This window comes from Loktanella atrilutea, from assembly GCF_900128995.1.
Lineage (GTDB): Bacteria > Pseudomonadota > Alphaproteobacteria > Rhodobacterales > Rhodobacteraceae > Loktanella > Loktanella atrilutea.
The window spans coordinates 1-20898 of sequence record NZ_FQUE01000018.1 but is presented as its reverse complement, the minus strand read 5'-3'; the positions used below and the strand labels follow the sequence as shown (position 1 = coordinate 20898).

General features: G+C 61.4%; 22 protein-coding genes and 1 pseudogene. 13 read left to right on the top strand and 10 right to left on the bottom strand.

The genetic code is table 11. From position 1 onward, the window contains the following. Positions 1 to 16: 16 nt before the first annotated feature. The 4 genes and pseudogenes from BUA54_RS18990 to BUA54_RS20685 form a co-directional block, all read left to right on the top strand. Positions 17 to 1534: an ATPase domain-containing protein gene (locus BUA54_RS18990; protein WP_072858832.1), complete on the top strand. Its 1518-nt coding sequence runs from the start codon at positions 17 to 19 to the stop codon at positions 1532 to 1534. Then, the gene (locus BUA54_RS18985) at positions 1531 to 2988 is read left to right on the top strand and encodes a sensor histidine kinase (RefSeq protein ID WP_072858831.1); all 1458 of its coding nucleotides are present in this window, start codon (positions 1531 to 1533) and stop codon (positions 2986 to 2988) included. Before BUA54_RS18990 ends, BUA54_RS18985 begins: the two co-directional genes overlap by 4 nt. 29 nt (positions 2989 to 3017) lie before the next feature. After that, complete coding sequence (locus BUA54_RS18980) at positions 3018 to 3434, top strand: response regulator (RefSeq protein ID WP_072858830.1); 417 nt, start codon at positions 3018 to 3020, stop codon at positions 3432 to 3434. Between the two features lie 101 nt (positions 3435 to 3535). Further along, positions 3536 to 3697, top strand: a pseudogene (locus BUA54_RS20685) (transposase domain-containing protein); the annotation flags it as partial. 221 nt (positions 3698 to 3918) lie between these two features. On the opposite strand, the gene BUA54_RS21035 reads toward BUA54_RS20685, so the two are convergent. Further along, positions 3919 to 4167, bottom strand: a complete 249-nt coding sequence (locus tag BUA54_RS21035; protein WP_143155529.1) for a hypothetical protein — start codon at positions 4165 to 4167, stop codon at positions 3919 to 3921. 104 nt (positions 4168 to 4271) lie between these two features. Between BUA54_RS21035 and tnpA the strand changes: the two genes are divergently transcribed. Genes tnpA through tnpC form a run of 3 tightly spaced genes read left to right on the top strand, consistent with a single transcriptional unit; the run spans position 4272 to position 6622 of the window. After that, the gene (gene tnpA / locus BUA54_RS18970; protein WP_072858828.1) at positions 4272 to 4661 is read left to right on the top strand and encodes an IS66-like element accessory protein TnpA; all 390 of its coding nucleotides are present in this window, start codon (positions 4272 to 4274) and stop codon (positions 4659 to 4661) included. Then, positions 4658 to 5011: an IS66 family insertion sequence element accessory protein TnpB gene (gene tnpB / locus BUA54_RS20680; protein WP_084114653.1), complete on the top strand. Its 354-nt coding sequence runs from the start codon at positions 4658 to 4660 to the stop codon at positions 5009 to 5011. The genes tnpA and tnpB overlap by 4 nt, the downstream gene beginning before the upstream one ends. A 54-nt stretch (positions 5012 to 5065) precedes the next feature. Further along, the gene (gene tnpC / locus BUA54_RS20675) at positions 5066 to 6622 is read left to right on the top strand and encodes an IS66 family transposase (RefSeq protein ID WP_084114651.1); all 1557 of its coding nucleotides are present in this window, start codon (positions 5066 to 5068) and stop codon (positions 6620 to 6622) included. 302 nt (positions 6623 to 6924) lie between these two features. On the opposite strand, the gene BUA54_RS18955 is transcribed toward tnpC, so the two are convergent. The 3 genes from BUA54_RS18955 to BUA54_RS18945 form a co-directional block, all read right to left on the bottom strand. Further along, positions 6925 to 7167: a hypothetical protein gene (locus BUA54_RS18955; RefSeq protein WP_072858826.1), complete on the bottom strand. Its 243-nt coding sequence runs from the start codon at positions 7165 to 7167 to the stop codon at positions 6925 to 6927. Between the two features lie 467 nt (positions 7168 to 7634). Beyond that, positions 7635 to 8393, bottom strand: coding sequence for a MauE/DoxX family redox-associated membrane protein (locus tag BUA54_RS18950; protein ID WP_072858825.1), 759 nt, complete (start codon positions 8391 to 8393; stop codon positions 7635 to 7637). Positions 8394 to 8421: 28 nt separating this feature from the next. Next, on the bottom strand, positions 8422 to 9141 hold the full coding sequence (locus BUA54_RS18945; protein ID WP_245810804.1) for a DUF305 domain-containing protein: 720 nt from the start codon (positions 9139 to 9141) through the stop codon (positions 8422 to 8424). 289 nt (positions 9142 to 9430) lie between these two features. Between BUA54_RS18945 and BUA54_RS18940 the strand changes: the two genes are divergently transcribed. After that, positions 9431 to 9703: a metal-sensitive transcriptional regulator gene (locus BUA54_RS18940; protein WP_072858824.1), complete on the top strand. Its 273-nt coding sequence runs from the start codon at positions 9431 to 9433 to the stop codon at positions 9701 to 9703. 43 nt (positions 9704 to 9746) lie between these two features. On the opposite strand, the gene BUA54_RS18935 is transcribed toward BUA54_RS18940, so the two are convergent. The 4 genes from BUA54_RS18935 to BUA54_RS18920 form a co-directional block, all read right to left on the bottom strand. Continuing rightward, positions 9747 to 10196, bottom strand: coding sequence for a c-type cytochrome (locus BUA54_RS18935; protein ID WP_072858823.1), 450 nt, complete (start codon positions 10194 to 10196; stop codon positions 9747 to 9749). Continuing rightward, the gene (locus BUA54_RS18930; protein WP_072858822.1) at positions 10193 to 10678 is read right to left on the bottom strand and encodes a DUF411 domain-containing protein; all 486 of its coding nucleotides are present in this window, start codon (positions 10676 to 10678) and stop codon (positions 10193 to 10195) included. Before BUA54_RS18930 ends, BUA54_RS18935 begins: the two co-directional genes overlap by 4 nt. Before the next feature lie 78 nt (positions 10679 to 10756). Beyond that, the gene (locus BUA54_RS18925) at positions 10757 to 11137 is read right to left on the bottom strand and encodes a DUF305 domain-containing protein (RefSeq protein WP_072858821.1); all 381 of its coding nucleotides are present in this window, start codon (positions 11135 to 11137) and stop codon (positions 10757 to 10759) included. Positions 11138 to 11570: 433 nt separating this feature from the next. After that, positions 11571 to 12470: a LysR family transcriptional regulator gene (locus BUA54_RS18920; RefSeq protein WP_072858820.1), complete on the bottom strand. Its 900-nt coding sequence runs from the start codon at positions 12468 to 12470 to the stop codon at positions 11571 to 11573. A gap of 98 nt (positions 12471 to 12568) precedes the next feature. Here BUA54_RS18920 and BUA54_RS18915 point away from each other — a divergent pair, with 98 nt between their 5' ends. Genes BUA54_RS18915 through BUA54_RS21030 form a run of 3 tightly spaced genes read left to right on the top strand, consistent with a single transcriptional unit; the run spans position 12569 to position 17333 of the window. Continuing rightward, the gene (locus BUA54_RS18915) at positions 12569 to 14131 is read left to right on the top strand and encodes a proton-conducting transporter transmembrane domain-containing protein (protein WP_072858819.1); all 1563 of its coding nucleotides are present in this window, start codon (positions 12569 to 12571) and stop codon (positions 14129 to 14131) included. Further along, positions 14128 to 16485 (top strand): YbcC family protein, encoded by a 2358-nt coding sequence (locus BUA54_RS18910; RefSeq protein ID WP_072858818.1) that lies wholly within the window; start codon positions 14128 to 14130, stop codon positions 16483 to 16485. The genes BUA54_RS18915 and BUA54_RS18910 overlap by 4 nt, the downstream gene beginning before the upstream one ends. Then, complete coding sequence (locus tag BUA54_RS21030; protein ID WP_072858817.1) at positions 16482 to 17333, top strand: DUF6671 family protein; 852 nt, start codon at positions 16482 to 16484, stop codon at positions 17331 to 17333. The genes BUA54_RS18910 and BUA54_RS21030 overlap by 4 nt, the downstream gene beginning before the upstream one ends. Before the next feature lie 180 nt (positions 17334 to 17513). Here BUA54_RS21030 and BUA54_RS18900 read toward each other — a convergent pair whose 3' ends face one another. After that, complete coding sequence (locus tag BUA54_RS18900) at positions 17514 to 19751, bottom strand: heavy metal translocating P-type ATPase (RefSeq protein ID WP_072858846.1); 2238 nt, start codon at positions 19749 to 19751, stop codon at positions 17514 to 17516. 90 nt (positions 19752 to 19841) lie between these two features. On the opposite strand from BUA54_RS18900, the gene BUA54_RS18895 reads away from it, so the two are divergent. Together BUA54_RS18895 and BUA54_RS21025 are read left to right on the top strand one after the other, a co-directional pair. Next, positions 19842 to 20285: a MerR family transcriptional regulator gene (locus BUA54_RS18895; RefSeq protein ID WP_072858816.1), complete on the top strand. Its 444-nt coding sequence runs from the start codon at positions 19842 to 19844 to the stop codon at positions 20283 to 20285. 27 nt (positions 20286 to 20312) lie between these two features. Beyond that, positions 20313 to 20588 carry a hypothetical protein gene (locus BUA54_RS21025; RefSeq protein ID WP_143155528.1) on the top strand — a complete coding sequence of 92 codons (276 nt, stop codon included), beginning with the start codon at positions 20313 to 20315 and terminating at the stop codon, positions 20586 to 20588. A gap of 58 nt (positions 20589 to 20646) precedes the next feature. Here BUA54_RS21025 and BUA54_RS18890 read toward each other — a convergent pair. Then, a partial coding sequence (locus BUA54_RS18890) for a CBS domain-containing protein (protein ID WP_143155527.1) occupies positions 20647 to 20898 on the bottom strand: 252 nt, incomplete at its 5' end.

Genomic DNA, 20898 nt, shown 5'->3' with positions numbered 1-20898 from the left:
CAGGAACAGCGATTCGATGGCCAACATCACAGTGGACGATCTCCAACCCAAGCTCATGACCGGTACGCCCGGCTTGAATGAAGTGCTCAGAGGCGGACTGACACCGGAACGACTGTATCTCGTCGAGGGCACGCCCGGGACGGGCAAGACAACGTTGGCTCTGAAGTTTCTTATGGAAGGGCGTCGCGCGGGCGACCGCAGCCTCTACATTACGCTGTCGGAAACGGAATCCGAATTGCGGGCCGTAGCTAAATCCCATGGCTGGACACTCGATGGAATCAATCTGTTTGAGATGGTCGCCGAGGATGAATTTAGCGCGGACCATGAGCAAACGCTCCTGCATCCGAGCGAGGTTGAGCTGGGAGAGACGGTGCGGGGCATCATAGGCCTTGTTGAACGACTTGACCCTGCCCGGGTCGTCCTCGACAGCCTGTCGGAACTTCGCCTTCTGGCACAGAACCCCCTGCGCTACAGGCGTCAGATTCTGGCACTGAAGCATTTCTTCTCCCGGCGTAAATGCACTGTCCTGATGCTGGATGATCGTACTTCCGAGCCCGGTGATCTCCAGTTGCATTCCATCGCCCACGGTGTGATCTCGCTGGAGCAGCTGGTCAGCGATTTCGGCTCCGAGCGCCGGCGACTACGTATTGTCAAGATGCGAGGCGTGCAATACTACGGCGGCTACCACGACTTTTCCATCGAACCCGGCGGCATCTGTGTCTACCCGCGACTGGTCGCGGCTGACCATGGCCGCAGCTTTACCAGCGAGCCGGTCACCAGTGGCCTCGCCGCCCTCGATGCCCTGCTGGGGGACGGTCTGTTCCCGGGGACCAATACCCTGCTGGCCGGTCCCGCCGGAGTGGGCAAAACAACAACCGCCGTGCGCTGCATGATTGCCGCGCTGAAGCGCGGCCAGAAGGCCGCCTACTTCCTTTTTGACGAACGCCTCTCGACGCTGATGATCCGCTCGAAAGCACTCGGCATGGATCTGCAACCCTTTATCGATGAAGGCGTTTTGGAGATTCGCCAGATCGATCCGGCGGAGCTTTCGCCGGGGGAATTTGCCAACGCCGTGCGCACCGCGGTGGAGAGAGACCAGGTCAATGTTGTCGTCATCGACAGTCTCAATGCTTATCTTCATGCAATGCCCAGCGATAATTTTCTTGTGCTACAGATGCACGAATTACTGAGCTATCTTGCCCAGCAAGGCGTCGTGTCGCTGATGATTCTTGGGCAACACGGCATCACCGGCGATCTGCGCTCGGACGTCGACATCAGTTACCTCGCCGACACAGTCGTGATGCTCCGGTTTTTCGAGGCCGCCGGGCAAGTTCGCAAATCCATTTCCGTGATCAAGACACGGACATCGGATCATGAGCGCTCGATCCGGGAGCTTCGTATCGATGAGCGCGGCATTGTGATCGGCGACCCCATTCGCAATTTTACCGGCATTCTGTCGGGCGCACCGGTATATACACCCGCCCGAGGCGATCTGTTGCCATTGGGAGAAGAAGGCGTTGCTACCGCAACATGACCGATCGCGACGTTTCATCTGGCACGCACGTGCCGCCGGCTGAACTCACAGCCACTGTCGCCATCCTGGCGCCACGCGGTCGAGATGCGGCAGTGGCGGCTCAGCTTTTGCAGGAGGCAAACCTGCCGGTCGTTGTGGCTGAGACGCTTGATCACCTAGCCAATCTTCTTGCAGATCAGGTGGGAGCCGTCCTTGTCACCGAAGAGGCTTTAAGTTCACCCGGAACAGATCGGCTGACCGATGTCCTGGACATCCAACCCCCGTGGTCGGACATTCCCTTCATCGTCCTTGCCAACCAGGGCGTGGGCCGGCGATCTGACGCAGCCGTCGCGCGGATCGATACACTGCGAAACGCAACATTGCTGTCACGGCCGCTGCATGCCGAAGAGTTGGTGCGTGCGGTCACGTCCGCCCTCAATGCAAGGGCGCGGCAGCACGACGCGCGACGTTACGTAGAGAAACTAGAGCTACGCGAACGTCAGTTGCAGGACAGTGAAGCCAAATTCCATGCCATCGCCGATGCCGTCGATCAAATGATCTGGTCGACACAGCCTGATGGTTTTCATGATTATTATAATCAACGCTGGTATGACTTTACAGGCGTTCCAGAGGGATGCACTGATGGTGATGCCTGGAACGGGATGTTTCACCCCGATGACCAGGAGCGTGCCTGGGGAGCATGGCGAGAGAGCCTGAAGACTGGTCAACCCTATGAGATCGAATATCGGTTGAAGCATAAGTCCGGCAAATACCGCTGGGTATTGGGTCGTGCACAGCCCATGCGGGATATGAGCGGTAATATCACCCGGTGGTATGGGAGCTGCACCGACATCCACGACATCAAGGTGGCTCAGGAGCAGCGGCAGCTCATGCTGGGCGAGATGAACCATCGGGTGAAGAATACGCTTGCGATGGTGCACGCGATGGTATCGCAGACCCTGAGGCAGGCTGACACTCTTGATGATGCCCGCATCGCCATCCAGTCCCGCATCAGCATGATGTCGGCAGCGCATGACAGGCTGGTCAAATCGACTTGGACAGAGACGCAGATTGCCGAGGTCGTAGAGGCTGCGCTGATACCGCATCGCACCGGTCTTGGCCGTATCGGTGTTACGGGGCCCAACCTTCCGATCGGATCAAAGCAAGCCCTGGCGTTGACGATGGCTCTACACGAGCTTGCGACGAATGCTACCAAGTATGGGGCACTCTCTACCGATCAGGGACGCATCGATATTGCCTGGCACGTCAGTCAGGAGGACGCAGATGCTGGCTTCGCTTTTTCATGGCGCGAAAGTGGTGGACCTGAGGTCATGACGCCCACGCGGCGGGGGTTTGGTAGCCGCATGATCGAACGAGCACTTGCAGGGTATTTTACTGGCGCGGCGGAACTTGCCTACAATCGGGGAGGTTTGACCTTCAATCTGACAGCACCTCTGTCAGGCCTCACAGTATAATCTAAAAAGAAGAGCGAGGACGAGCTGGTATGAACTCTACAGCGAAAGTGCTGCCCGCCATCCTTGTGGTCGAGGACGAACCCCTGATCCGAATGGAAGCCGTTGATATGATCGAGGACGCTGGGTTCAGGGTCTACGATGCTGCCAACGCCGATGCCGCCCTCGTTCTGATGGAGCTGCACGAAGACATCGGCATCCTGTTCACCGACATCGACATGCCAGGCTCCATGGATGGTATGGAGCTCGCCACCCATGTGCGTAACGTCTGGCCCCCGGTCGCGATCGTCATCGCATCGGGAAAAGTGGACTTCGCAGATATGCAGGTTCCAGAAGGATCAACGTTCTTTCCAAAACCGTATCCGACTGAAAAGATCGCCCCGATATTGGAACATATTGTTGACAGGCTGAAGATTTCGTCGCCTCCTTTGAATAAACCGCATGACTGATACAGCTAGCTTTCGCTTCTGTCGCTCCGAATGTTACGAGGAAATAGCCCAAGGGGTTCAACCCAGACCCGGGTCATTTCCGTGTAAAAATCAATAGCATCGCATCGGGACGGAAATTTTGGCTATTCACCGATTCCGATCGAGGCGGAGACCACGCTGCCTTCGTGTATTCCCTGATCGTCACGACAAAGATAAACAAGGTCGATCCTCAGGCCTGGCTCGCCAATGTGTTGGCTCAACTACCCGATACAACAGCCTCTTGATTGCCGAAACTGCTGCCATTGACCTGGCTCCAATTGGAGCGCCAAATCGCGGCATGTGCCAGATGCTTACTTTGAAGGTCGCGCAGCTGGATCGGGGGGCCGCATTTCAGTCGATTTTAGTCCATTACGATGAGACTAAGCGTGTCCCGGATGAGTCTGAGGTGAACTCGCCTTCGGCCCTTGATCTGAGCACTGTCCCTGTATTCAAGGAGTGTCCGTCATCAGAGGTTCTCCGTCAACTGGTCAAGTGCGTCTGCAATCGCCTTATAGGAAGGATGGGGGTGCAACCGTGACATCCGGCGATAAAAACGCCTGTAATGTGGCAGACGATGGATGGGATATGTAATTCCGGCACCGCGGGCAAATTGCAGTCTAAAACGCCCCCCATCTACCAATGCTGCCACATGTGGAGTGCCCAGCGGATCGCTGGCGATTTTCATTGATAAGCTTGCTTTTTGCGACGAGGTCATGCTGCCTCCTTCGGTGCGGGGTAAGCGTTTCCTGCCTCCCACCTTCCGGCTTTCATCCTGATCGGGTTTTTGGACCTTGGTGATTGTTGGAATGGATTTTCTCCATGGAGACTACATTGGAGTTTCTCCCGGTTGGCGGTCGTGGCCGTCGGAACCGGAAGTGGCCTGATGAGATGAAGGCCCGGATCGTGGCGGAGACGCTGATGCCGGGTGTGACCGTGAACGCAGTGGCGCGGCGTCATGATGTTCCGGCGAACCACGTTTCTGCCTGGCGCACGCTGGCACGCAAAGGGCGGCTGGTGCTGCCGGCGCCGGAGGATCCGGTGGAATTTGCATCATTGATGATTAGCCCTGTTGATGATGGCCCCCGTTGTGCCGTGGGCACCGCGGACCGGCCCGAGATCGTCGCGGGCGCGGTGGCGATCCGTTTGGAAACCGGAGCCTCGGCGGAGCGGATTGCGTCGGTCGTGCGCGCCTTGGCAGCAGGATCATGATGTTCCCCTCAAACCGGGTGCGTGTTCTGGTGTCCACGCAGCCCGTCGACTTCCGCAAAGGGCATGATGGCCTGGCTGCACTGGTGTCGTCGGTGCTGCGCAAGGATCCGTTCACAGGCACAGTGTTTGTGTTCCGCTCGCGCCGGGCTGACAGGCTGAAACTGCTTTATTGGGACGGCACGGGTTTGGTGATGGCCTACAAGCGGCTGGAGGATGCAACCTTCACCTGGCCCGCCATCAAGGACGGGATCATGACGCTCAACCATGCCCAGTTCGAGGCGCTGTTTGCCGGGCTCGACTGGCGCCGCGTCAAGGCTCTGGAGGCGCGCCCGCCAGCTGCGGCAGAATGAATCAACCGCTGTCTTTTGCGTGTTTTTGCTGGGGTTTTATCGTAGTCTCGGGTCATGATTGCGTCCCCTGTCATTGACCTGTCTACAATCCCCGCTGCACAGCGCGCGGCGGTTCAGGCGTTGCTGGAAGAGGTGGCGGCCCTCAAGGATATCACCAAGCGCCAAGAGCATCTGATCGCCGAGCTGATCCATGCCCTGCATGGCAAACGGTCGGAGAAGCTGTCCGAGGACGAACGGCAACTGGCCTTCGAGGACCTCTCCATCGCACTGGCCGAGGTTGAAGCGGAAAAGGAAGCCCGTGCCGCCAAAGCAGACACCGGGAAGACCAAACCCGCGCCAAAGCGCACCATCGGCAATCTGCCGGCCGCACTGCCGCGCATCGAGGAGGTCATTGAGCCTGCCAGTCTGATCTGCCCCTGCGGCTGCGGTGTCATGCACAGGATCGGCGAAGACCGCAGCGAACGGCTGGACATCGTGCCGGCACAGCTGCGCATCGTCGTCACCGTGCGCCCCAAATATGCGTGCCGGACCTGCACCGACGGGGTCACCCAAGCCCCAGCACCATCGCATCTGATCATGGGCGGCCTGCCGACCGAGGCCAGCATCGCTCATGTACTGGTCAGCAAGTATGCAGATCACCTTCCGCTATATAGACAGAGCCAGATCCTGGCGCGGGCGGGTCTTGATCTGCACCGCGCCGTGCTGGCCGATTGGGTTGGTAAGGCGGCGTTCCATCTCAAGCCCGTCGTCGACCGGCTGGCTGAACACCTGAAACGATCGGGCAAGCTGTTCATGGACGAAACGACGGCCCCGGTGCTGGATCCGGGGCGCGGGACGACGAAGACCGGATACCTCTGGGCACTGGCGCGCGATGACCGACCCTGGCGCAGCGAGGACCCGCCCGGCGTGGTGTACTTCTACGCACCCGGCCGCGCAGGCGAGAATGCCGAAACCTTCCTGGCTGGCTTTGACGGCATTTTGCAGATCGACGGTTACACCGGCTACAACAGGCTGACCAAACCGAGCCGCAAAGGTGGTGCCCCCGTTCGTGTCGCCCATTGCTGGGCGCACGCCCGGCGAAAGCTGAAAGAGGTCTTTGACCGCGACGGTTCTGAAATTGCGGCCGAAGGCCTGCGCCGCATTGCCGAAATCTATGCTGTCGAAGCCGACATCCGTGGTAACTTGCCAAGCTACCGGCTGTCAGCCCGTCAGGCCCGCACCGCGGCTCTGGTTGCCGCCTTCGGCGACTGGCTACAGGCGCAACGCCGCAAGATCTCCGCCAAATCCCGGCTGGGTGAAAAGCTCACCTACATCCACAATCACTGGGACGGATTGCAAACTTTCCTGACCGACGGCCGCGTTGAGATCGACAACAACCGCGTCGAAAACCTGATCCGACCCATCGCCCTCAGTCGCAAGAACGCACTCTTTGCCGGTCACGACGAAGGCGGCATCGCATGGGGCCGCATCGCCTCCTTGATCGAGACCTGCAAGATCAACGGCATCGAGCCTTTCGCCTATCTGAAGGCCACCCTCACGGCGATCGCCACCGGCCACCCCCAAAACCGCCTCGACGACCTGCTGCCGTGGAACTTCAAGCCGTCACGCTAAACGGCCGGTGGGGTCCAGCGACCGCTTACGGTGCGGGTTGGTTCGTCCCAAGTGTGGTGTCTAGCATCGTGCGAGCCATTGTCTTGAAGTTGCCGATCACGCTGAAGTGCAACGACGAGGAGAGCAGTGACAAGACGGTGGACATGAGTAGACCATCAAGTACTGGGTTAGCGGTCATAGCCCGAACCGCGTGCTTGTAGCAGGCGCTCAACAATGCCGCGAAATTTCGAAGCTGCTGGACATGCTTTCCATCTCGAACTCCGCCCGAACAATGGCGAATTTGATAAGAATTCCTATCAGCATCAAGAATACGATAATAACCCACAAACCGATACCGGGCAATAGACGTAAGGTGAGAAGATCGCGCCACTGATGGCAAGGGGAAAAGCTATTAGGATTTTAGTCGGAGGCACGGAGCCGGATAAAAGCAGCGCCTGTACGACATCGATCAGCAAGATGCCCCCCATCGCGATGTCGAACTGGCCGAGGATGTCGCCCATAACCTTGGAAGCGCCCGCGCTCTGTATCTCGGTGCCTTCCGGCATGTCCGTCGCAATGGAGAGTGGGTCAATTGATATCGTTGCCTGACTCAGTAGCGCCCCGCCTGAGAAGTCGGCGTATACAGACGTGCGGAACTTGCGGTCGTAGCGTTCAGCAAGCTCGTATCCGTCGACAGCGCCATGTTAGTGACAGCTCATAGCGGGACCGGTGCGCCGATCATGCTCGGGACGTGCAACCCACCTATAAAGAACAGATTGTTCCGAATCTCTTCGGACAAGCGCACGAGGATCGGTAGTGGGCGGATGCCGGTATTGAATTGAGCGATTTTTAGTGGCCGCAATTGAGGATGGGATTTTCCATTTACTCATTGGTAGGACAACGAATTCCAAAGTCGATCCTCGGCGAAATTGTTGAAGGCAGCATTATTGACTTTACTATCATGAGTGCTTTGAAGAGATAGATCTGAAACAGGAATGACCTGTTCCTTTCGGGAGCCGCCTCCATACCGTAATCACATCAGCAGCAGCACCAGCATCGTGATCGACATGGCGACCATGCCGAGGTTCTCGGTCAGCGACACAAAGCCCAGTGGGACGTTGCTGTCGCCGCCGACGCAGGCGCATTTCAGCTCTCGCTTGTCGATGTAGACCGCCTTGAACACGCTGATGGCACCGATCGTGCCGATCAGCAAAGCCAGCGGCGCCGACAGCCAAGTCGCGACCATCGCCGTCATGAGGATGCCCGCCCCCGTCTCGATGAATGGATAGACGTAGCCGTAGCGCACCCAGCGCTTTGCCAGCAGGTCGTAGTTTAGGAACATGGTCGAGAAGCTCTCGATGTCCTTGAGCTTCTGCAAGCCCAGCAGGATCATCGAGATCGAGACGAACCAGCCCAGCGTCTGCCAGGTCAGCAGCGTCCCAAAGGCATACCAGGTGAAGGCCGCCGCCGTCAGCGCTGCGACCGAGAAGAGCGCGATGACTGGCGTGTAGGACAGGCCGTCGTCGTCGGGGTCCTTCTTGCCAAAATGCACGGCGAGATCGTCATAGCCGCCGATGCGTTTGCCGTCGATGAAGGTCTGCGGCGTGGTCTTGACGCCGTGCTCGGCCTTGAATGCGTCGGTCTCCTCCCGCGTCTTCAGGTGGTGATCCTCGATCGTATAGCCTTCCCGCTCCAGCAGGTCCTTGGACTTGAGGCCATAGGGGCAGGTATGTTCCGGCATGACCATCCGGTAGAGGACGGCCGTCTTGGCGGTGGTGGTATCCTTTGGCATCGTGTTCTCCTTGTCGAATGGCCTGCCCTCAGGCAGCACAGGTCCAGTAGCCGTCGTAGCCGACGGTCAGGGATGGGGTGGTGGCGAGGTCGAACAGCAGCGTCGCCTCGCCTGCGGCGGCAGTCGGAGTCACGGTGATGCGCAAGCCGTCGGTCGAGCTCACGGCACCCGCGGCGGTGGGCGCGGCCTCACTGTTCAGCTGGATCAGCTGGCCGGAGACCTTGGTCGCCGCGCTGCCGTCGGCGGCCACGACCAGGACGGGATCGGTGTCGGTGCCGCGCCGGAAGGCGCAGGTCTCGCCCGCGGGCACCGCGAGGGCCACGTCCTCCGCCGTCAGGGGCGCGAGGTCCACGGCGGCGATCACCGGCGTGGCCAGTGAGTCGGCCAGTGTCGCGATCTGGGCGGCGCCCTCGGCCTCACCCAGGGGGAAGGCGGTCTGCTTGCCGTTGGCTTCGATGTCGGCGACCATCCAGCGCATCTCCGAGATCTCGCGGTTCTGAGCCAGCACGATCTCGTCCGCCAGCTTGCGCACGCGTGGGTCGGTGATGTGGGCGCGGGATGAGGTCATGATCGCGATGGAATGGTGTGGGATCATCGCCTTCATCCAGGCCACGTCGTCCACGGTCGACTGCGACCGCACCAGCCAGAGGCACAGCGCGAAGGCCACCGCCGCCCCGCCGAAGATCGCGGCGTTCAGCACCGTGTTGCGATACATTCCCAGCATGAAGGCCAGCATGATGATGGCCATAAAGGCCCCCAGTAGAGCGCCATCCACATCCGCGTCTGCGAGAAATAGACATGCTCCAGCGCGTAGGTGTTGAGATACATCAGGCCGAACATCGCGATCGTCGAGGTTGCGATCATCGCGAAGAACCGTCCGTAGCTGCTGCCTTCCCTGTCGTGGTCCACGGTCAGATCCGTCCTATCTCGAAGGATGAGGGCAGTCAGCCCGACACCCGGCTGTTATATACCCCTAATGGGTATCGAACGCGAGGACGCGGCGGAGAGTTCCAACCGGACAAGTGGGAAGACGACGGATGAAGGAAAACAGGCAGAAGACACTAGACCGGCTCGCCCGGCTCGAAGGCCAAGTGCGCGGCATCGCCAAGATGGTGTCCGAGGACCGTTATTGCGTCGACATCCTGGCGCAGACGGCGGCCGTCCGCTCGGCGCTGAAGGCGGTTGAGCGCCTGATCCTCGAAGACCACGCCCACCACTGTGTGCAGGCCGCCATCGACAGCGGCGACCCTGCGGAACAGCAGGCGAAATTCCAAGAGCTGATCGCGCTGTTGCAGAAGACGCAGGCCTGACAGAGGCGACAGGCCGCCCTTGCCACGAGAGATGCGGTGAGCCTCAGAGCCCGTCGTGCCGCGCGCGGATGTCGGAGGGCCAGGTCGATTTGATGTAGCTCAGAACCGCCACGATCTCCGCATCCGTCAGGGTGTCGGCGAAGGCCGGCATGTCGGAGGCATATCCGGGATCGCCGATCATCTCGGCGACCCCCAGCTTCGTCAGCTGAAACAGGGCGGTGGCGTCATGGTGCCAGGTGTGGCCGCTTGCATCGTGGGGCGGCGCGGGCAACCGCCCGTCGGCATTGCGGGAGCGCCAGTTCGGCTGGCCCTCCAGATCGGCCCCGTGACAGCTGGCGCAGGCCGTGGCGTAGATCTCGGCCCCCTGCGCCACCACGTCCGGGGAGTTGGGCCGCAGTTGGATGGACTCGGCCTCTGCCGTGCGGTCGGCCACGACAAACCAGATCGCCCCGGCGGCCAGGACGCTCGCCCCGGCGATGAGGCTGCGCCTCATGCACCGGCCTTGAAGTAGACCTGCCCCTCCGCCGCGGCGCCGCCGAAGGCGATCACGTCGAAGCGCGCCGCTGGGTCATCGCCCATGCCGGGGGAGCCCATGGGCATGCCCGGCACGGCCAGCCCCGTGATCGCGGGCCGGTCGCGCAGCAGCATGGCGATGGCCTCGAACGGCACATGGCCTTCGATGACGTAACCCGCGACCGATGCGGTATGGCAGGACCACAGGGACTGCGGCACGCCGGCCTGCACCTTGGCAGGAGTGACGTCATCCATCTCCGTCGTCGTGACGTCGAACCCTTCGGCGACGGCCAGGTTGACCCAGGCCTCGCAGCAGCCGCAGGTCGGGCTCTTGGCGACGTGCAGCGAGACCGGGGTCGCCGGTGCCTCTGCTCTCACAATGGCGGGAAGCGCCAGGGACGTCACGCCACAGGCGATCGCCCCGAGTGCAGAGCGGCGGTTGAGCGAGGGATGAAACGTCATGGTGAACCTCATGGATGGACGGGGCGTGATATTCCTGGGCAGTGGCGGACGGCTGGCCCGTCCACCACACGACATGCCCTATTCGACGGGATGGCCCAGCCGGGCCAGCATCGCCTTCATCATGTCGATCTCGGCTTCCTGTGCCTCGATAATGGTATCGGCCAAGGCGACGGTTTCGGGGTCGTCCATCTCCGCCAGCGCGGCGCGCGACATGTCAACGGCGCTCTGATGATGCGGGATCATCATGAGAAGGAAGTCCGCATCGGCATCGCCGGTCGGCTCGATGGCGTCCATGGCCTCCATCATGGTGTCCATCGCACCCATGCGGCCCTCGTCCATGGTCAGGGTGCCGTGCATGGTGCCATGGTCCGTCGATTGCGCGATGGCGGGCGCGGCGGACATGAAGACGGTGGCGACGAGTGCGGCGAAGGTTGCCGCAGGGCGGAGACGGTCGGTCATGGATGCATCCTTGCATGATGTGGGCGAGACGATTGAAGAAACGCTCACACCTCTCAGAAGGACACCCCACACGATGGACCAACGCGAAACTGTTGCCGGCAAGGGATTGTGAACCGCGCGGTCTGGCACCGAGATTTGTTCAATCGCCCCTCGCTAATGAAGCAGTTCGTCCGCACGAGGCGCGAAGACATCACATCGCAGGGTGGCCTGGCCAAATGAGGAAGCCCAACCAATTAATGGTCTAGCTGAGGAACTTTTGATCAGGCTGAACCTCTACCTGTATAAATGATCCTGCATGGTGGCTGATCTCTCTCCCTTGAATCCCTCAGACATACCGCGACAATACAATTTTGACATTAGACAGGCTCCGCAATCATTTGGAGGCGCTATTGCACCAAACTTCGGCCGAAATGTGGACCGCTGATTTGCTTTTCTAAGCCGATGCATTAAACTCTTCGATCAAATCCGCCGCATTCCCGGACAACAAACGGCTCGACAGCGGATGTGGAAACGTTCGTTTGGCGGTGACAGCGTAGAAGCTTTCGACGATCTCGAGGGGAAACGGAGCCGTCCAGAGCAGCCCCTGGGCCAGTTCATCGGCAAGCACGACCGCCGGTGTAATGGCCAGCCCAACGTCATCGCGCGCAAGCAGCCGGACCATCGCCATATCGTCGACGATCGCCGCGATCCGGGGCGTGACGCCGAGGCGGGCGACAAGACTGTCGAACCCCGTCCGGATTGAGCTTTCGGTCGGCAGGATCACGGGCTCTGCAGACAGAAGGGCGTTCAGGGTCGGATGCGTCAGACGCCGAACCGTGCCGTGGATCGCAACGGGCTGCTCTGCCAGACGGTGTGCGACCAAGTCGGGAAACGTCTCTCGCGGGGGCGGATCGGTCAGCAGGACGACATCAAGCGCCAAGTCCTCCAGTGCACGCAGCAAAGTCTGGCTGCTTCCCGACGACAGGACGAGGTCTGCAGCGTCATCCGCCAGAATAGGCCGCAGAAACCGAAGCTGAAAATTGCGCGATAGCGTCGAGAGTGCGCCCACTCGCAAGGGGCCAATGGTGCCGCCGCTACGTGTCAGCGTGGCAATCAGATCGTCACCGACGCCAAAGATTCGTATGGCGTGGTCCAAGGCGATATGGCCCGCCTCTGTCAGGACCATCGTCCGATTGGTGCGGGTGAACAGCGGGTGGCCCAACCTGTCCTCCAGCTGCCGGATCTGGGTGGACAGGGCCGACTGGGACAGGTTCAGCCGCTCCGCGGCGCGGGTCAGGTTCCCTTCGCGAGCCACCTCTTCGAAGTAGCGCAGATGGTGATAGTTAAGCCGCATGGCGTTCTGTAAAACGGAACGTTTTCATCCAGACAATGTATTTTTTTATGTCAAGAGGACGCGATACGTCCGGAAGATCATGTTCTGTGAGGTTTTCAATGACAATTCTGCTTCTTGTGTCGCCGCTTGCATTGGCCATCGCCGCCCTGCTGGTGGCGGCGCGTTACCCCCCGACCCGCAGCGCATGGTCCCTGCGTCTGCCGGAACTGGCGTCGCTTGCCGCCTTGGGACTGGTGTCCCTTGCGGCCCTGACTCTGGCCGTGGCAGGCCCCGCGACTAGTCCGCTGATCGGCGCCATGTCCATCGGCCTGTCGGCACGCGGCGACTTTGTCAGCATCGCCATGGCGATGACCGTGGCCTTCGTCGGCTGGATCGTCTTGCGGTTCTCGCGCGTGGCCCTTGATGGCGAAGCGCGGCAGGCGGCGTTCATGGCCTGGATGGCAACCACAATTGCCTGCGTCCTGCTTCTTGTGACGGCTGGCAACATCCTCCAGCTTGCGGTCGGTTGGGTGGCGACCGGCATGGCGCTGAACCGGCTGCTCTTGTTCTACGCCGACCGGCCGCGGGCCCGCCGCGCCGCCCGCAAGAAGGCCCTGAGTGGGCTTGTGGCGAGTGCGGCGCTGGTGTGCGCCGGCGCGATTCTCGTGGCGGGCTTCGGCACCGCCGATATCGCCGCGATCAACGCGGCCGCCCGGACGGGTGCGGCAGGCGGGTCCTTGTGGCTGGCCGCCCTGCTGTTGGCGGTCGCCGCGATTTTCAAGTCAGCATTGGTGCCCACGCATGGCTGGCTGACGGAAGTCATGGAAGCGCCGACGCCTGTCTCTGCCTTGCTTCATGCGGGCGTCGTGAACGCGGGCGGGTTTTTGCTGATCCGCTTCGCCGACGTGCTGATTGCGGCGCCGGGTGTGCTGGCTGTGCTGGCGCTGGTGGGCGGTTTCAGTGCCCTGGTCGGGGCGGCAGTGTCGTTGACGCAACCGGCGGTCAAGACCGCACTCGCCTGGTCGACCTGTGCGCAGATGGGGTTCATGGTGCTGCAATGCGGCCTGGCACTGTTTCCGCTGGCCCTACTGCATATCGTGGCACATTCGCTTTACAAGGCGCATGCCTTCCTGTCGTCCGGCGGGGCCGTGCGTGACGTGGCCGGTATTAGGCGGCCCGGGCCGGTCGCGGTGCCGGGGTTCAGAGCAGTGGCCCGGTCCTTCACCCTGGCGCTTACCCTTTACGTCGGTGTCGGTCTGATGTTCGGGATCTTGTCCAAGCCGCCACAGGCCATCGCCCTCGGTGCCATCCTGATCTTCGGCGTTGTCTATTTGATCGCACAGGGTCTGGCTGACGCGGCGCCGCGGGCTTTGACCTGGCGAACGGTCGTCATGTCGGTTGCTGCAACCGCATCCTACTTTGCCTTGCAGGACGGTGCGACATGGCTGTCGATGCAGACGCTACCGCTGCCGCCCGAACCCGACGGGCTGATCTGGGCGATCATCGTCATGGCGCTCGCAAGTTTTGCCTTCGCCGCTGTGGCACAGACGACATTCCCGCTTTGGGCCGGCCACCCGGCCGTGGCCGGGTTGCGGGTGCACCTGATGAATGGCCTTTACATCAATGCGTTCGTCGATCGCCTCAGCGGTCGCTGGACCTCCAAACAGGATGCAAACCCATGAATGCGCATATGAGCTGGCCGGGCCAGACCCTTGAGCTCTTTGCCGCGGCACAGGCAGCCATTGATCAGGTGCCGCCAGCTTTTCCTCTGGCCGCAACCGTGGCCGTCAACCCGTGGTTTGGCCAATCCCGCGAGGATCGGACTGTGGCCGCAGCGCGTCTGCTGCGCGTCGGGGGCGGTCGCATGTTCCTGCCGCGTGATACCGTTGCTTCCATGATCGGGTCGGGCGAGGTTTCGGCTGCGGATCTGACCGCCGCGGCAGACACGTTCGGGATCGACCCCAAGGCGTTGCGCTACGCCGCAGATGAAAGCGTTGAACCGGCAACCCCCCTGCCCTGCGTGGCTGACCTTGCGCAGGCGCGGACCGGCATCAACTGGTCTGCCCTGATCGAGGAGCGGTTCGGGCTGTGGGCCGCCGGGCATTTCGACCGGGGGCAGGCCTTCTGGCCAGCGCCGGACGGCAGCGCCTGGACATCCTGGCGCGGTTTTGCCAGTCGTGACCTGACTCCCGGCCTGGCTGGGCTGGCCGGTTTTCCGGGCGATGTCGCGGCGACGCCGACGGATGCGCAGACGGCGTTTTCTCGAGCCTGCGAGGACCTTGGCCTGAAGCCTGAGTCCGCACCCATGTATTTTCATCGCCTGTTGATGACTCTCTCAGGGTGGGCGCAGTATGCTCGCCACTTCGGCTGGATCGCTGCGCGCGATGGCGGGCACGACGGCACACTCTTCGACTTGTTGACCGTCAGGTTGATCTGGGAGGTTGCCATTCTGGACCGCGGCGGCGCGCCGCTTGCCGCAGACTGGGGTGCCCAGCAGGCCGCGTTTGCGGCCAAGGTGACGATCGATGCAGCAACCGTTCTCGATGCCGCCCTGCAGGAGGCCGTCGACAGAAGCGCAGAGCGCCGTCTGGCAGACCAGTTGGCGGGCGCCGATGCCAACAAGATCGCAGGTCGGCCCAGTATTCAGGCGGCCTTTTGCATCGACGTGCGATCAGAGGTTTTCCGCCGCGCGCTGGAAACGCAGGATCCACAGATCCAGACCATCGGCTTTGCCGGGTTCTTCGGGCTGGCCGTGCGGCACAAGGGTCACGCCTCTGACATTACCGAAATGCGGGCACCGATTCTGCTGTCCCCGTCGATAGAAAGCCGCACGCCGGGCACGGATACGGCCGACCGTGTCCGGTTGCGGACGATGCGCGCCTGGGGTCGTTTCAAGCGCGCCGCCGTCTCGGCCTTTGCCTTCGTCGAAGCCGCAGGGCCGCTCTACGTCGGCAAGCTGATCCGCGACAGCCTCGGGTTGACCGGACAATCGGCGCAGACGCCGCTGCCGGCGATCGACCTTGGGCTGGATGACCGGGTCAAGGCCGCGGCCGGCATCCTGCGTGCCATGTCGTTGACCGATGGCTTTGCCCGTCTGGTGTTGATCTGCGGCCACGGATCTGCCGTCACCAACGCACCGCACGCCAGCGTCCTGCAATGCGGTGCCTGCGGCGGCCACGCCGGAGACGTCAATGCGCGCCTTCTTGCGGCACTGCTGAACGACGCTGACGTGCGGCAGGCACTGGTCAAGAATGGCATCGCGATCCCCGCCGACACGCATTTCGTGGCGGGCTTGCACGACACCGTGTCGGACAACGTCCACGTCTTTGACGATGCGATCGCGCCGACGCACCGCGCCGACCGCGATGCGCTTTGCACAGCATTGGCCCGTGCCGGGTCGCTGGCTCGGACAGAGCGTGCGCTGACCCTTCCCAGAGGCCGCGCCGATGAGCTGGCGCGGCGCGGCCGGGACTGGTCGGAACTGCGGCCCGAATGGGGTCTGGCCGGATGTCAGGGCTTTATCGCGGCACCGCGGTCGCGGACGTCGAGATGCGACCTTGGCGGCCGGATCTTCCTGCACGACTACGACTGGCGCAGGGACGACGGGGCCGCAACGCTTGAACTGATCCTCAGCGCCCCGGTCGTCGTCGCCAGCTGGATCGCCCTTCAATATCACGGTTCAGCCATCGCACCGGAGACCTTTGGCGCAGGCAACAAACTGCTGCACAACGTCGTCGGCGGGATCGGCGTGCTGGAAGGCAACGGCGGCGCACTCAGGGCCGGGCTGCCATGGCAGTCTGTGCATGACGGCACGATGGCCCGCCATGACCCCAGCCGACTTGTCGTCGCGGTCGAAGCGCCGGAAGAGATGATCAGTCAGGTTCGTGCACGCCAGCCTGACGTCCGGGCATTGTTCGAGAAAGGTTGGCTGACACTCGTGACGATTGACGCGACAGGCCACGTGCGCCGGCGGTATGAGCAGAGCCGCTGGACGGATCGTGTGACAGACCCTGTCACCGTGCCAACTGCCGCATGACGCTAACAGACCTCACCGTTCGGAAAGTTGTCGTGGCAACAATGTATGGCAAGGAACGGGCGTTCGGTCCGGTCCTTGCCAAGCGTCTGGGGTGGGATCTCGTTGTGCCGGACGGTTTCGATACCGATGCACTCGGCACGTTTACCGGCGAAGTGCCGCGGTCCGGCACAATCGAAGAGACTGCAATCGCTAAGGCCCGGCTGGGTGCTGCAGAGACAGGCCTCAGTCTCGCCATCGCCAGCGAGGGGGCATATGGGCCGCATCCCCATTTCCCATTTCTTGGCGCAGGTCTGGAAATTGCGGTTCTTTTGGACACGCACACCGGGCGCGTCATTCGCGAACACATTCTCGATGAACGTCCAGTTTACGATCACATCACCTATGGGTCGCAAACGGAACTCGATAGCTTCCTCGACCGGATCAGGTTCCCGCAGCAGACTGTCATTCTGCGGAACCAAGGCAAGACGGACAAAATATTCAAAGGCATACAGGATCGGGATAGTCTTGGTACCGCGCTGATTGCACTTTCGAAATCCTCCGCTGGTGAAACCATCCTGATCCAGACCGACATGCCGGCCCACCTCAATCCGCGGCGCATGGAGAGCCTTGGTTTGCTGGCAGAGAAGCTGGCAGACCGGCTTACCTGTAAGTGTCCCGCCTGTGACGCTGCGGGTTTCGGTCTGACTGACACGCGAAAAGGCCTGCGTTGTGCCGGATGCGGACATCCGACGCGACTGGCAGTTGGAGAAATCTGGTCCTGCACGGTTTGCAGTCACTTGTCTCACCAGCCACGCCGGGATGGTCTGGCGGAGGCGGATCCCGGGCAATGTGAGAGATGCAACCCATAGCAGGAATTACCTGAGAATTTTCATGCCGTGGTAGAAAATGAAAATGCCGATAGTCGGAGAACCCTTTGAGATCTCTGCAAGCCGCGTCTATCAGTTACACGCTTGCTGGTCGTCTGCCTGAGCGTACGCCGATATTGTGCCCTGCCCCACTGCATGCCTTCAGAACCAAAAGCTGTCTACTTATTGCGCCCGTTCCGGATCGAACCGCAGCAGCCGCAACGCATTCAGCGTGACGAGAACCGTGGCCCCGGTGTCGGCTAAAATTGCAATCCATAGTCCGGTCAACCCAAAAACAGTCGTGACTAGAAACACCGCTTTGAGCCCCAACGCGAGAGTGACGTTCTGCCGGATATTGGCCATCGCGGCCCGTGACAGGCGGATCGTGGCGGGAATATCGGTCACCCGGTCACGCAGGATCGCTGCATCGGCTGTTTCCAGCGCCACGTCGGTGCCAGATCCCATCGCCACGCCGACACTTGCCTGTTTCAGGGCCGGGGCATCGTTGATCCCATCGCCGATCATCATGACGCCACCTTGCGCGCTCATCGTGCGGATGGCTGCAAACTTGTCCTCGGGCATCATGTTCGCCTCAAACGCCATGCCCAGGTTGCCTGCGATGGCCGCTGCCGTGCGCGGGTTGTCACCGGTTAGGATGACAGGCGTCAGTCCCAGGACCAAAAGCTGGCGCACCGCCTCTGCCGCATCGGCGCGGGGTTCGTCACGCATCGCGATCAGGCCAAGCGGCTGGTTTTCAAGAAAGACGGCGACGGCTGTTTTGCCCTCCTTCTCCAACCTCGCAGCCTCTTCCAGATGCTTCGCAACAATTCCGCCGTTATCGGCTGCATAGCGGGGCGACGTGACCCAAACCTTTGCGTGATCCACTGTAGCGACGACGCCGCTGCCGGGAATGGCCCTTGCGTCCTCCGCCACCAATGGCGTGATCTTTGCCTCCTCTGCCTTGGTCAGGATTGCCTTGGCCAAGGGATGGCTGGACCCGCTTTCCACGCTGGCGGCAATAGCCAGAAGTTCGTCCGACGTCGTCGCCCCAAGCGTCACCACATCCGTGACCACTGGACGCCCGTGCGTCAGGGTGCCGGTCTTGTCAAAAGCGACATGGCTGATTTGTGCAGCCGCCTCGATGACGGCACCGCCTTTCATCAGCAGACCGCGACGCGCACCCGTCGACATGGCGGATGCGATCGACGCCGGGACCGAGATTACCAGTGCGCAGGGGCATCCGATGAGCAGAAGCGCAAGGCCGCGATAGATCCACGTGTCCCAGGACTGCGCAAACGCCAGTGGCGGCACGACGATGACCAGTGCCGCCACCGTTACGACGGCGGGCATGTACCACCGACTGAAACGATCAATGAACCGCTCTGTGGGTGCCCGCGCTTCTTCCGCCTCCTCCACCAGGCGGATGATCCGGGAAATCGTGTTGTCCTCGGCCATCTTCGTCACCGTGATCCGCAGCACGGCCTCTGTGTTGATCGCACCTGCAAAAACCCCGTCACCGGGGCCGCGCGTCACCGGTATGCTTTCGCCCGTCACCGGGCTTTCGTCGATGCCGCTGATGCCGTCAAAGATTTTGCCATCGGCCGGAATGCGATCGCCCGGACGGACAAGGACCCGCTGTCCCACGGCAAGACTTGCGGCGGGGACTTCGCGGATGATGCCGTTTGTTTCCAGCAGTGCTGTTTTTGGAACGAGGTCCGCCAGCGCCTGAATGCCGTCACGGGCCTTGCTGGCCGCGACACCTTCCAGAACCTCACCAACGGCGAACAGAAACACGACCAGCGCCGCCTCTTCTGCCGCACCGATGAACAGCGCACCGACAGCCGCGAGGGTCATCAAGGCTTCAATGGTGAATGGCTGGCCCACGCGCACAGCCGCCCCCGCGCGGCGTGCAACGGGGGCGACGCCGATCAGGCAGGCCGCAACGAAAGCCCATAGGCCGGCCCGCGGCACGATGAGTTCCACGCTCCACGCTGCAGCCAGAAGCAGCCCCGTCAGGATCACCAACCGACCTTTACGCGTCTGGTACCAGAAATTGGAACGCGGGGTGGCGCGACCGTGGTCCACCACGGTGCCAGCGACACCCGTTGCGATCTTACCCGGAATATCGTCCTTGGCAGGGTGCATCGGCACCTCGCCCGGCATCACGAAGTCCTTCTTGGCATTGGCCGCGCGCGGGCCGATACCATAGCCAAGGGATCGCACGGTCTTTTCCACCGTGTCGCGGGCCGTCAGGCTTTCGTCTAGCGTCAGGCGCAGACGTTCGGTCATGATTCCGACCTCGACGCCGCTGACACCGGGCAAACGCGCGACGGCCGACCGCACCTTGGTGCCGCAAGCGCCGCAGTCCATTCCAGTGACGGTCCAGTCGCATGCAATCGCGCTTTCAGTCTCTGTCTGCATCATCGTGTTCCTCTTGCCCCGCACGGGCAGTTGCCTTCGCTTATCTGTCCACCTAATGTCTCTAGCAACTAGAGGTTCAAGAGGAATCCGATGCTGACCATAGGAAAGCTTGCGGCATCTACCGGCGTGAAGGTGCCGACGATCCGCTATTACGAACAGATCGAGCTATTGCCCGAAGCCGATCGAAGTGCGGGAAACCAGCGGCTTTACGGACAATCCACGCTGGACCGCCTTGCGTTCATCCGTCACGCGCGCGATCTTGGCTTTACGCTGGACGCGATCCGCGACCTTTTGAGCCTGTCGGATCAACCTAACCATTCATGTGCCGCCGTCGATGTCATCGCGCGCAAGCAACTGTCGGAGGTCGAAAGCCGTATTCTGCGACTGACAACCTTGAAAATAGAGTTGGAACGGATGCTCATCCAGTGCTCCGGCGGGCGCATCGCAGACTGCCGCGTCATCGAGGTGCTTGGCGATCACTCTCTCTGCGTGTCCAGCGATCACTGCCATCCTAAAGCAGAAGCGACATTGTAGCGATGCTGCGGAGCATGCCACAGTCCCGTGGACTGCGTTAATGGTCGTGGCAGACTGGCTCGCGATTTAGGCTTTAGTGGGGCGGGGAAAATAGCTGGCAAAGACGTTGCGATAAACATCCCGGCCTTTACGCTGACGACGTTTCCTGCCACCCAAATCGCTGAGGTTTATATGATGAACATGATGAATGGCCCGATGACCGGGTCGACGATGGCAGGGTGCGGTGCCGCCATGTTGCTGGCGGGTGCATTTCTGATCTTGGGCGTGCTGGCGCTGGTCAAATATCTTCGGCAGGTTGGATGAGATCGATTCTTCGTTGCACGATGGGTGGTTCAGCATGATCCGACACAACGAGGGGCATTTAGCCAAGGCTTGACCGCGCCAATACGCTGATTAAATCAGTCCGCGTCACAATGCCCACGATACGCCCCCGCTCAAGAACCGGGACCGCATCGACGGCTCCATCCGCCATCTGGGGCAACAACGCCGACAGTGGTGTCGCCGTCGTTGCCCGAGGACCGCCGACGCTCATGATCTCCGCAGCTTTCACTGGTGTTTTGCGCTGACGATCCAGCAAGCGCGTCATCGCCGAGCCAAAGCTTCGGTTCAGGCG